The following is a 10,950-nucleotide window of genomic DNA, read 5'->3' as shown; positions in this document are numbered from 1 at the left end:
GTGTGATCGGCTCAGCGGTAGCCGTCGTCGTCGAGGTCGACGATGCGGGACTGCTCGACGGCGTCCCAGTCGTCGACCTCCAGCCCCCGGTGGATCTCCGGGGGCTGCTCGACCGGGTTGGCCACCACCGACTGTTCGACCGCGTCGTCGGTGGGGGCCTCGATGTCGCGTTCGGCGGGGTCGAGGTGGTCGGCCGGGGCGAGGTCCTCGTCCGGGTACGTCATATCGGCCTCCTCGGTCGGCGGTTGCGCGCTTTCCACGGTACGGGCTGACCCGGCTGCCCGCAGACTGCTACCCAGAATCGGAAAGTTGTCCGGTTATCGGGTCAGGTGGTGGATCCCGGATGGCAGGATGACGGGATGGGATTCCTGATCAGACTCGCCATCACCGCGGTCGCCCTGTGGATCACCACGCTCGTCGTCCCCGGGATCGAGGTCTCCGGCGACTCGGCGACCCGTACCGTGCTGACCCTGGTCATCGTCGCGTTGATCTTCGGCATCGTGAACGCCGTGCTCAAGCCGATCATCAAGGTCGTCGGCTGCGTCTTCTACCTGCTGACCCTGGGCCTGTTCGCCCTGGTCGTCAACGCCCTGCTGTTCCTGCTGACCGACTGGCTCGCCCAGCAACTGGACCTGCCGTTCACCATCGACGGCTTCTGGCCGGCGTTCTGGGGCGCGATCGTGATGGCCATCGTCGGCTGGGCGATCAGCCTGGTCGTCCCGGACAAGTACGACCGCCGCTGACCGTCGGCACGGACAGGGGCGATGTCGCCGTCGCCCCGTCGCTGCGGGATACTGCCAGCGGAGGACAGCGCGGTCCAGCGCAGTGAGCTGAGCACGACAATCGACCCGTCGACGGGCCGAACCGGTACAAAGGAGCGTTCGAGATGCCCATCGCCTCTCCCGAGGTCTACGCCGAGATGCTTGACCGCGCCAAGGCCGGCGCGTTCGCGTACCCCGCCATCAACGTCACGTCGTCGCAGACCCTCAACGCCGCGCTGCAGGGCTTCGCCGAGGCCGAGAGCGACGGCATCATCCAGGTCTCCACCGGTGGCGCCGAGTACCTGTCCGGCCCGACCGTCAAGGACATGGTCACCGGTTCGCTGGCCTTCGCCGCCTTCGCCCAGGAAGTGGCGAAGAAGTACCCGGTCAACATCGCGCTGCACACCGACCACTGCCCGAAGGGCAAGCTCGACGGCTTCGTCCGCCCGCTGCTGGCCGCCTCCAAGGAGCGGGTCGCCGCCGGCGGCGCGCCGCTGTTCCAGTCGCACATGTGGGACGGCTCCGCCGTACCGCTGAAGGAGAACCTGGAGATCGCCACCGAGCTGCTCGCCGAGGCCGCCGCGGCCAAGGTCGTGCTGGAGATCGAGGTCGGCGTCGTCGGTGGCGAGGAGGACGGCATCGTCGGCGCCATCGACGAGAAGCTGTACACCACCGTCGAGGACGGCCTGGCCATGGTCGAGGCGCTCGGCCTCGGCGAGAAGGGCCGCTACATGGCGGCGCTGACCTTCGGCAACGTGCACGGCGTCTACAAGCCCGGCAACGTCAAGCTGCGGCCGGAGATCCTCAAGGAGATCCAGGACGCGGTCGGCGCCAAGTACGGCAAGGAGAAGCCGCTCAGCCTGGTCTTCCACGGCGGTTCCGGCTCGCTGCTGGAGGAGATCCGGGCCGCGCTGGACTACGGCGTGGTCAAGATGAACATCGACACCGACACCCAGTACGCGTTCACCCGGCCGGTCGTCACCCACATGTTCACCAAGTACGACGGGGTGCTGAAGATTGACGGCGAGGTCGGCGACAAGAAGGCGTACGACCCCCGGGCCTGGGGCAAGTCGGCCGAGGCGGGCATGGCCAAGCGGGTCGTCGACGCCTGCGAGCACCTGCGCTCCACCGGCACCACCCTGGCGAAGTAACCCTCCGCCCACGCTCTGTCCGCACGGCCGGCCCCACTCGGGGCCGGCCGTGCGTCGTCACTGGTCGGGGTGCACCATAGGACATCAACCGATCCAACAGGTCCGGTGTGGAGGTCGCGGTGCTCGGCATCGACGGGTACGAGCCACAGTGGTGTCACGACGCCGCGACGCTGGCCGCCGCCCACCGCGCCCGGTTCACCCGGTTGATCGGCCGGCCACTGATCGACGTCTGGCTGATGTGGGACCTCGACCAGGACACCTGGTACGCCAACGGCCCGGTCGTCCTTGGCTTCGGCGACACCAACGTCGAGGTCACCCACCGCAAGTTCGACGAGTGCGCGATCACCTGGAACCAGGTGGACATGACGATGCCGGTGGACCAGCCCGGCCTGCGGCTGGACTGGCGAGCTGACCGCCACCCGGCGCCGCTGCCGGCCCGGGGCCGACCGCTGCGGGCGGTCAACGTGATCGAGCGGATCATGCCGTCGCACTGGCGGCCGCACGTGCTGCACGCGGTCGAGTTCCGCTTCGACGGTGCCCGGCTGGCCGTGCAGAACGCCCTCGACGAGAACGGCCTGTCCGCCGCACCCGACGTCGAACTGCCGATCGTCGCCTGGCGTCGTCGCCCCGTCGCCTGACCTGGCCGACCGACCGGTCGCCCGGCGCGACACCGCCACTACAGGCTCTGCGCTGGAGCGCTACGGCGGTCGGCGAGGCGCAGCGGGCGTGACCGGTCAGGGTTGGGTGTTCTGTTGGAGGATGGCGAGGCTGGTGGCGAAGGTGGTGGTCAGGCTGTCGAGGACGGCCTTGCCTTTGGTGGCGGTTGCGGCGGATGGTGCGCCGATGACGCCGGTGTGGGTGTAGCCGCGCATGCCGAGCACCAGGAGGTCGGGTCGTTCGGTGAGGTGGTCGGCGGTCTGGTAGCCGGGTCGGACGAGGTCGGGGCACAGGTGCAGGAGCAGGGAGGTCTCGATCTCGCCGGCGTGCATGTCGTCGTGGCTGGTGCTGTCGAGGCCGGCGTGCTGGCGGGCGGTTTCCCAGTCCTGCCTCCTCGGGTACAGGGCCATGCGCCGTCCGCTGGTGTTGGCCTCTTGGACGATGTTGGACAGCACGTAGTTGCCGCCGTGGCCGTTGACCACGACCAGCCGGTCGACGCCGGCCTGCTCTAGCGACTGCGCGATGTCGGTGACGATGTGGGTCAGGGTGGAGGAGCGGATGCTGACGGTGCCCGGCCATCCGGTGTGTTCCTGCGAGCAGCTGATCGTCACCGGGGGCAGCAGCAGTAGGTCGTAGGCGGTCGCGGCGGCTTTCGCGATCGCGCTGGCCACGATGGTGTCGGTGGTCAGCGGGAGATGGGTGCCGTGTTGTTCGAAGCTGCCCACCGGGAGGACTGCGACGGCGGCTGCGCGGTGGGCCTCGTCCGTGGTGGTCGCGGTGGAGATCAGGTTCATGATCACAGTCTGGTCGTTGACGCGACGAGGGAGAAGGCATTTCGGAACTCGACGACCTCGGTGGATCCCGTTGCGCCTGCGAGCCGACCGTGAAGATGGTGCAGGGAGGTCATCGCCCTGGCCGCCGAGGTCGCGGCGGCCAGACTCAGGGCGCGGCTGCCTTCGGCACCGGCTTCGGTCAGCCGGTTCGTCGCGGCGTAGGACCGGGCGAGCCAGCTTCGGGTAAGCGCCTCGTCCTGGCGGTAGTCGGCAGGCCAGTCGGTCAGAACGGTTTCCAGGGTGTCGGCCGCCGCAGCGGCGCGGCCGAGCTGGAGCAGGCAGTAGCCCTCGTGGGCGCGGAGGTAGGCGTGGGTGCAGTGGCGGCCGATGGTGTCCGGGTCATCGGCCGTGTTGCCCATGGACCGATTGACGAGTTGGTGCGCGGTCTTGATCGCGGAGAGGGACCGCAGTTGGTCGTTGCGGAGGGCGTGTCCCTGGGCCTGGCGGATGAGGCAGAGGGCGCGGTCGCGGTCGGTGAGTGGTTCGAGTGTCTCGGCGGTTTCGGCGAGTCCCGTCGCCTGGGTACCGTCGAGGCGGTCGACGGCCTGCTGTGCCTGGCGCATGACGATATAGGCGGCCATCCGCTTGTCGCCCGCCCGGTTCGCCAGGGTGAGTGCGTGGTCGAGCCAGTAGGTGGCTGCGTTGACGTCGGCGAGGTTGTCGGCGGTCCAGGACGCGAACTCCGCCCATCGTGCCTCCACTGCCAGAAGACGTGGCGTGAGGTCGTCCGAGGCCTCGCGGCGGTATCGGCGGACGATGGCTAGCTCTCGGCAAACAGCGCCGTACACCTGGCGTGAACCGAAGACGTTGTGCGAGGCGGCCAGGAGCCGTAGCAGTTCACTCCAGTGCAGCGCCAAGGCGGGATCGACGCCAGCCGGCCCGGGAACCGGATCGAGGGCGGACATCGTCACCGGCCGGGGCATATCTGGAGCGTTGCCGGTCGATGCTGGTAGCGCCGCCGAAAGGTCGCCGGCAGGTAGCGGTACACCGGCATCGGTCTCGCCCCGCAGACGGGGCGTTGTCCAATGAATGGGACCGACCGCCGGATAGTCGATCGTCGTGCGGGTCGAGGTCAGCTCCGTGACTGGGCCGGCACCACCGGCGGCAGCCCGGTGGCGGTGAGCAGCGCGACCGCTTCGTGGACGTCGTCGGTGAGCCGGATCAGTGGGGACAGGTCACCGGCCGGGGACAGCGCCAGCAGCGGCGCGAGGACCGACTCGACCGGCAGGGCCTCGGTCCAGAAGGTGCGGTCCAGGAAGATGTACGGACCGCTGGCGCCGTCGGTGCCGTAGAAGGTCTTCGTCGCCGCCTGGAACACCTCCTGGACGGTGCCTGCCCGGCCCGGCGCGAAGACGATGCCGCCCCGGGCCAGCCGCAGGATGGTGTCCTCCCGGACGGCGTTGCAGAAGTACTTGGCGACCCGGCCGGCGAACAGGTTGGCGGGTTCGTGCCCGTACAGCCAGGTGGGGATGGCCAGCCCACCGGCGCGTGCCCAGCCGAGGTCGGCGGCGGTGCCGTCGGCCCCGGCCACCGGGTACCGGTCGCGGACCGCCAGCGCGGCAGCGGTGTACGGCTGCTGGTCGGCGTAGTGCGGCGCGGTGGCCAGCAGGTCGATGGCGGCGGTCAGCTCCTCGGCGTCGTGACCGCTGAGGTACGCGCCGAGGTTGGCAGCCTCCATCACGCCCGGCCCGCCGCCGGTGACGATCAGCCGGCCGGCCCGGGTCAGCTCCCAGCCGAGCGTGGCGGCGAGCCGGTACGGCGCGCTGCCCCGGACCACCGCGTGCCCGCCCATCACGCCGACGACCGAGGCGGGGCCGTACGCGTCGATCCAGGACCGGGTGGCGTCGGTGAGCGCGTTGTCGATCGCGTGGTCGTGCAGCCGTTGGGCGAGCGCCTCGCGGATCTCCGGCAGCGCGCCACCGTGCTGGCGGAAGTGCTGGTAGACCAGGTTGTCGTACATCCCGTCGGCGCCGTGTTCGGCGAAGCCGGCGGCCAGGTCGGCGGGGGTGTACAGCCGGGACGGGTGGCTCGGGTACGGCAGCCCGGCGACCGGCGGCACCACGTGTGCGCCGCGCCGGACCAGGTCGGCCTCGGCCTGGGCGGACGGGAACGTGCAGCCGAGGAAGAGGGTGTCGGTCAGGTCGACGTCGGTCAGGTCGGGCACCGGCGGTACGTCGAACTGCAGTCCCTGCACGGTCAGCCCGGCGAGGCTGCCGGCCCGTAGATGCCGGTCGAGTTCGGCGCGGGACTCCACTTCGAGCGGTGTGGTGTCGTGGGGTTCGAGGAGTTCGGCGGGGGGTGGCGTGGGCACCCGGACATTTTCCCTGTTGGCCGCAAATTGCTGAGCACCTGCTTGGTGCACAGCGGGCGTGGGCATAGCGAAGCCCGGTGGCACGAGGCCACCGGGCTTCTCAAACCGGGTCCTGGGGAGGCTCCGGACCTCTATTTCTAGTCGAGTGCCGCGCCCGGCACACCCGCCGCACGCGTGACGAAGGACTCATCCGTTCAGTCACCATGCCGCACCGAATCCGGGTTGAATGGGCAAAATGCAGAACCTGTTGCCCGAGCCGCCGGCCACCCTGCTTCCCGGCGACGAGCAGGCCGAGGCGGCGCTGGCCGAGGCCGCCCAGGTCGACACCGATGAGGCGTACGCCGCCGCCACCGGCCAGCACCCCACCCACAGCCGGGCCTGGGCGGTGCTGGCGCAGCGGGCGTTCGCCAAGGGTGAGGTCGTCACCGCGTACGCGTACGCCCGTACCGGCTACCACCGGGGGCTCGACCAGCTCCGTCGCAACGGGTGGAAGGGCCACGGGCCGGTGCCCTGGTCGCACCGACCCAACCAGGGTTTCCTCGCCTGCCTGCATCTGCTGTCGCGGGCCGCTGGCGAGATCGGCGAGTCCGACGAGGCGGCGCGCTGCGCGCAGTTCCTGCGTGACTGCGACCCGGCGGCCGGGGACGCGCTGGCCAGCAGCTGACCGGCCGGCCCAGCGGTGAGCGCGGCGCAGCCGACGGCCGCGCTCACAGCCCGTCGGAGACCGCTGCGGCGATCTTGAGCCAGGCCTGCCGGAAGGTCGACGAGAGCTGCCCGTACCGGATCGGTTCGCCGCTGTCGATGATCCGTTCGTACGGTGCCAGCAGGACGGTGCGGGTACGGGCGGCGAAGTGCTGCTCGATGGGGCGCAGGTCGATCTCCCGTCGCGACGGCGGCATGGAGATCACCGTCACCGCCTGGCGGACCAGCCGCTGCCGGCCGGTCTGCTCCAGATGGTCGAGCATCCGGGCGGCGGGTTCGGCGGAGTCGTTGCGGGCGGACATCGTGACCACGAGCTGGTCGGTGGCGTCGATCGCCGCCTGCCAGTTCTGCGCCCGTACGTTGTTGCCGGTGTCCACGAAGATCAGCTTGTAGAAGCGGCTGACGACCTCGCGGATCTCGGCGAACGCGGCGGCGGTGAGCATCTCGCCGGCGGTGGCCGACTCGTCGGAGGCGAGGACGTCGAACATGCCCTCGCCCTGCGCCCGGACGTACTGGGACAGGTCACCGACGCGGCCGTGTGAGCCCTGGAACTGCCGCAGGTCACGCAGCATGTCGCGGACCGTACGGGAATGGAAGTCCTGCTGGGCGCGCATCCCGAGGGTGCCCTGCGTCTCGTTGTTGTCCCAGGCCAGGACGTACCCGCCGCGTTTCTGCCCGAAGGTCATGGCCAGCATCAGGATGGCGACGGTCTTGCCGGCGCCGCCCTTGGGGTTGACCACGGTGACCTGGCGCAGCCCACCGAAGTTGCGGCGCACCATTTCGATGTCGCGCCGGATCTCCTGCTCCTGCTGACCGGGCGGCAGCTTCACCAGCCCGAGCGTGGTCCGGTTGAGCGCGGCCCGCATGCCCATCGTGGCGACCGGGTTGGCCGGTTTGACGGCGCGCCGCTGGGCGAACTCCTCGGCGGTCGGCGCGAAGCCGTCACCGACCCAGCCGGCATGCGGATCGGGCTGGCCGTGCGGCGGTGCCGGTGGGTACGGCCCGGCCACTGCGGGCGGCACGGGGTAGGTGACCGCTGGCGGCTGCGGGTACCCGGTTCCCGCCGCCGGCGGGTAGCCGGCGGCCGGTGGTACGGGCTGTGGCGGTGGTACGGGCTGCTGCGGTGGTACGGGCTGTGGCGGTGGTACGGGCTGCTGCGGCGGGGTCGGTGGGGACGGAATCCGGTGTACGCCGGGAGCCTCCTCGTACGGCTGGCGAGGCAGCTCCGTCACGCCGGGAACCACCTGCTGGTACGCCATCGGCTGCGGCGGCGACCAGCCGCCACCGTCGGCCGGTGTCCAGTCGTCCCAACCGGTCGCTGCCGGTGGACCGGCATCGGCGGGTGCCCACGGGTCGGCCGGCTGCCCCATGCCGGCGGCCGGCGGGGATGGTGGCGGGCCCGGTGGCGGTGGCGGGCCCGGTGGCGTGGGCGTCTGGCCGGGCGGCGGTGCCGGCCGGCTCGGGCCAGGGTGCGGCGGACTGGGGTGAGTCGGGCCGGGCCGGGGCGACGACGGATGCGGCCGACCAGCGGACTCCGGCGCGAACTGCTCCGCCGGCGCGAACTGCTCTGCCGACGCCGACGCTGACGTCGGCTGCTCGGGTGAGCGTCGCGGTGCCGGCGGCAGGCCGCCCCGCTGATCGTTGTCGCCGGTGTCCGTCGGCGGGGTCAGCCGGCGCGGCGGCTGTGCCCACGGTGAGGTCGGTGAGTGCGGCAGCCCGGGGTCCCGCTCGACCGCCCGACCGTTGCCGTCACCCGGCTGCGGCGTCGGGGCGACGTCGTGCGGTGGTGGCTGGCTGGCCGCTGCCGTGGGCGGCGGGGCGACCGGCACGACCGGGACCGCCATCGTGACGTCGCTGCGCCCGGTGGCGACGATCTCGTCCGGCGGCCAGAACGGCTCCTCCACCGGCGCGCCACCGGCGCCGGTCGACACCGCCGGTTCGGTCTGGTCGTGCACGGCGTACTCCCCCTCGCCCCCCGTGGCCCCACCCGAGGATGTGCAGGTCAGTCGCTACTTAGCGTCGCATACCAGGTCAATGTGTGTACACGCCCCAGGCGGCTGGTTCCACCCACCAGGATCGTTTGCGGGTCAATGTTCCCGTCACCGTATCGTCCACGAACGGCAGCTCTCCGTCGCGCGGGGTGACCGCCGCCGCCCGACCACGGGCCCGCCGTACCTCGATCTTCACCCGCTGCCCGCGCCACCGCGATCTCGTCACCACCGGCACCGCCACCGCGACCTCCAGCAGCCCGTCCGACGGGTCGGGGTGGGCCACGAGCTGCACCTCGGCGAGCCGGGCGTACCCGTCGGCGTTGGCCACCACGCAGGCCAGCAGCGGTTCGTCGCCGGCGCTGAGCACGGTGTCGTCGACCTCGACACGGCCCCGCCACGGCAGCGGGCGGTCGGCGTCGTCGGCACCGCCGAGCAGCGCACCGTCGAGGGTCACCGAACCGGCGTCGGTACGCAGCAGGTCCAGCCGCCGGACCGGGCCGTGCAGCACCGCTGCCGCGACGGCGGCCGGATCTCGGGGCAGCCCGAGCCGCCCGGCCAGGTCGCCCGGCGGGGTGCCCCCGTCGGTCGGCGTGTCCCGCACCAGGCCCGGGTCCAGCGGCAGGATCCCGATCGCCGGCAGGTCGGGCAGGGTGCGGTTGTCGGCCAGGTCGGCGGGTCGGCGACTCGGCGGTGGAGCGTACCGGCGCACCAGCCGGCGCAGCACGGCCCGTAACTGTCCGTCGCTGGCCGTCGCCACGACCAGCCGGGTCTTGCTGTCCTCATCCGGCCAGGTCAGCCCGTCCGGGCGGGCCGGTCCGTCCAGCTGGGCGAGTACGTCGTCGATCTCGCGGTCGGAGCGGGCGGTGACGGTCCGCACCCGGGCACCGGCCGCGACCAGCGCGTCCCGGCAGGCCAGCACCGGCACCCGGACCGGTTCGGCGCAGTCGGACTTCGGACGGTTCGCCGCCGTACCGCAGGCGACCCCGCAGCCGCCGTCGCAGCCCGCGTCCGGCTGGCTGCCGAGCGTCAGTAGCACCACGTCGTACACCGTCGCCGCCTCCTGCCGATCCTCGCGGCCACGTCCACCAGGATCGCGGCCCTTGTTAGCCTGACTCCCCGGGCTCGCCACGCGGTCGCCACCTGGCACCCGAGCCCCATGGAGGCGGGTTACACAAGATGCCAGCGATCGTGCTGCTCGGCGCGCAATGGGGTGACGAGGGCAAGGGCAAGGTTACCGACCTGCTCGGTGAGCGGGTCCACTACGTGGTGCGGTTCTCCGGCGGCAACAACGCCGGACACACCGTCATCACCCCGGACGGCCAGAAGTACGCCCTGCACCTGATGCCCTCGGGGGCGCTCTCCCCGAACGCGATGATCATCATCGGCAACGGGGTCGTGGTAGACCCGAAGGTCCTGCTGACCGAGATCGACGGCCTGGCCGAACGCGGCGTCGACGTCTCCCGGCTGCGGATCTCCGGCGACGCGCACCTGATCATGCCGCACCACCGGGCGCTGGACCGGGTCGTCGAGCGCTACCTCGGGTCGTCGCGGATCGGCACCACCGGCCGGGGCATCGGGCCGGCGTACGGCGACAAGGTCGCCCGGATGGGGATCCGGGTCCAGGACCTGCTCGACCCCGGCATCCTGCGCAAGAAGCTGGAGCTGGCGCTGCGGGAGAAGAACCAGATCCTGTTCAAGGTCTACAACCGCAAGGGCATCGACGTCGACGCGGTCGTCGAGGAGTACCTCGGCTACGCGTCCCGGCTGCGTCCGCACATCGCCGAGACCCGGGCGATGCTGTGGGACGCCCTGGACCGGGGCGAGACGGTGCTGCTCGAAGGCGCGCAGGCCACCATGCTGGACATGGACCACGGCACGTACCCGTTCGTCACCTCGTCCAACCCGACCTCCGGCGGGGCGTGTGTCGGCACCGGGATCCCGCCGACCGCGATCACCAAGGTGATCGGGGTTACCAAGGCGTACACCACCCGGGTCGGCTCCGGGCCGTTCCCGACCGAGTTGTTCGACGCCAACGGTGAGCACCTGCGCAAGGTCGGCGTCGAGTACGGCACCACGACCGGGCGGGAGCGCCGCTGCGGCTGGTTCGACGCCGTCGTCGGCCGGTACGCCGTACGGCTCAACGGCATCACCGACCTGGTGGTCACCAAGCTCGACGTGCTCACCGGCCTGGCGAAGGTGCCGATCTGCGTCGGCTACGAGATCGACGGCGAGCGTTTCGACGACATGCCGATGACGCAGACCGGGTTCCACCACGCGAAGCCGATCTACGAGGAGCACGACGGCTGGTGGGAGGACATCACGAAGGCCCGCACCGAGGCGGAGCTGCCGACCAACGCCCGCCGCTACGTCGAGCGCATCGAGGAGCTCTGCCGGGCGAAGGTCAGCGTGGTCGGGGTCGGCCCGGGCCGTGAGGAGAACGTCGTCCGCCACGAGCTGCTCTGATCCGTACGGCCTGCGCTGATCCGTACCGTTTCGCCAGGGTCCGTGCCGGCGTGGCCGGCTCCCTCAGGAAACCCTCAGAGT

General features: G+C 71.2%; 11 protein-coding genes. 5 read left to right on the top strand and 6 right to left on the bottom strand.

All coding sequences use genetic code 11. From position 1 onward, the window contains the following. Window positions 1-11: 11 nt before the first annotated feature. A complete protein-coding gene (locus tag ACN28F_RS15685; protein ID WP_421358422.1) occupies window positions 12-224 on the bottom strand; it encodes a hypothetical protein in 213 nt (70 codons plus the stop codon). A 135-nt stretch (window positions 225-359) separates the two neighbouring features. Here ACN28F_RS15685 and ACN28F_RS15680 point away from each other — a divergent pair, with 135 nt between their 5' ends. From ACN28F_RS15680 to ACN28F_RS15670, 3 genes are all read left to right on the top strand, one after another. Further along, window positions 360-743, top strand: a complete 384-nt coding sequence (locus ACN28F_RS15680) for a phage holin family protein (protein ID WP_289208702.1) — start codon at window positions 360-362, stop codon at window positions 741-743. 143 nt (window positions 744-886) lie between these two features. Further along, the gene (gene fbaA, locus ACN28F_RS15675) at window positions 887-1,912 is read left to right on the top strand and encodes a class II fructose-bisphosphate aldolase (RefSeq protein ID WP_421358421.1); all 1,026 of its coding nucleotides are present in this window, start codon (window positions 887-889) and stop codon (window positions 1,910-1,912) included. Between the two features lie 119 nt (window positions 1,913-2,031). Beyond that, the gene (locus ACN28F_RS15670) at window positions 2,032-2,550 is read left to right on the top strand and encodes a hypothetical protein (protein ID WP_421358419.1); all 519 of its coding nucleotides are present in this window, start codon (window positions 2,032-2,034) and stop codon (window positions 2,548-2,550) included. Window positions 2,551-2,646: 96 nt separating this feature from the next. On the opposite strand, the gene ACN28F_RS15665 is transcribed toward ACN28F_RS15670, so the two are convergent. The 3 genes from ACN28F_RS15665 to ACN28F_RS15655 form a co-directional block, all read right to left on the bottom strand. Next, the gene (locus ACN28F_RS15665; protein ID WP_289208699.1) at window positions 2,647-3,363 is read right to left on the bottom strand and encodes a creatininase family protein; all 717 of its coding nucleotides are present in this window, start codon (window positions 3,361-3,363) and stop codon (window positions 2,647-2,649) included. A 2-nt stretch (window positions 3,364-3,365) separates the two neighbouring features. Further along, window positions 3,366-4,313, bottom strand: a complete 948-nt coding sequence (locus tag ACN28F_RS15660; RefSeq protein ID WP_421358417.1) for a tetratricopeptide repeat protein — start codon at window positions 4,311-4,313, stop codon at window positions 3,366-3,368. 161 nt (window positions 4,314-4,474) lie between these two features. After that, window positions 4,475-5,713 carry an LOG family protein gene (locus tag ACN28F_RS15655; protein ID WP_289208692.1) on the bottom strand — a complete coding sequence of 413 codons (1,239 nt, stop codon included), beginning with the start codon at window positions 5,711-5,713 and terminating at the stop codon, window positions 4,475-4,477. Window positions 5,714-5,948: 235 nt separating this feature from the next. Between ACN28F_RS15655 and ACN28F_RS15650 the strand changes: the two genes are divergently transcribed. Continuing rightward, window positions 5,949-6,377, top strand: coding sequence for a DUF3151 domain-containing protein (locus ACN28F_RS15650; protein ID WP_282224720.1), 429 nt, complete (start codon window positions 5,949-5,951; stop codon window positions 6,375-6,377). 43 nt (window positions 6,378-6,420) lie between these two features. Here ACN28F_RS15650 and ACN28F_RS15645 read toward each other — a convergent pair whose 3' ends face one another. Both ACN28F_RS15645 and ACN28F_RS15640 read right to left on the bottom strand, forming a co-directional pair. Further along, complete coding sequence (locus tag ACN28F_RS15645) at window positions 6,421-8,370, bottom strand: chromosome partitioning protein (protein ID WP_421358415.1); 1,950 nt, start codon at window positions 8,368-8,370, stop codon at window positions 6,421-6,423. 76 nt (window positions 8,371-8,446) lie between these two features. After that, window positions 8,447-9,454 carry a hypothetical protein gene (locus ACN28F_RS15640; RefSeq protein ID WP_421358414.1) on the bottom strand — a complete coding sequence of 336 codons (1,008 nt, stop codon included), beginning with the start codon at window positions 9,452-9,454 and terminating at the stop codon, window positions 8,447-8,449. Window positions 9,455-9,582: 128 nt separating this feature from the next. Here ACN28F_RS15640 and ACN28F_RS15635 point away from each other — a divergent pair, with 128 nt between their 5' ends. Then, a complete protein-coding gene (locus tag ACN28F_RS15635; RefSeq protein ID WP_421358412.1) occupies window positions 9,583-10,869 on the top strand; it encodes an adenylosuccinate synthase in 1,287 nt (428 codons plus the stop codon). The last annotated feature ends 81 nt before the right edge of the window (window positions 10,870-10,950 follow it).

Source organism: Solwaraspora sp. WMMA2101 (genome assembly GCF_049179175.1).
Taxonomy (GTDB): Bacteria; Actinomycetota; Actinomycetes; order Mycobacteriales; family Micromonosporaceae; genus Micromonospora_E.
Note: the sequence above shows the minus strand (reverse complement) of the source record. Positions and strands in the feature narration are given on the sequence as shown.

Bases quoted from the DNA above. Each gene is read 5' to 3' on its own strand.
- ACN28F_RS15685 (WP_421358422.1), bottom strand. From the start codon at position 224: ATGACGTACCCGGACGAGGACCTCGCCCCGGCCGACCACCTCGACCCC.
- ACN28F_RS15680 (WP_289208702.1), top strand. From the start codon at position 360: ATGGGATTCCTGATCAGACTCGCCATCACCGCGGTCGCCCTGTGGATC.
- fbaA (WP_421358421.1), top strand. From the start codon at position 887: ATGCCCATCGCCTCTCCCGAGGTCTACGCCGAGATGCTTGACCGCGCC.
- ACN28F_RS15665 (WP_289208699.1), bottom strand. From the start codon at position 3,363: ATGAACCTGATCTCCACCGCGACCACCACGGACGAGGCCCACCGCGCA.
- ACN28F_RS15650 (WP_282224720.1), top strand. From the start codon at position 5,949: ATGCAGAACCTGTTGCCCGAGCCGCCGGCCACCCTGCTTCCCGGCGAC.
- ACN28F_RS15635 (WP_421358412.1), top strand. From the start codon at position 9,583: ATGCCAGCGATCGTGCTGCTCGGCGCGCAATGGGGTGACGAGGGCAAG.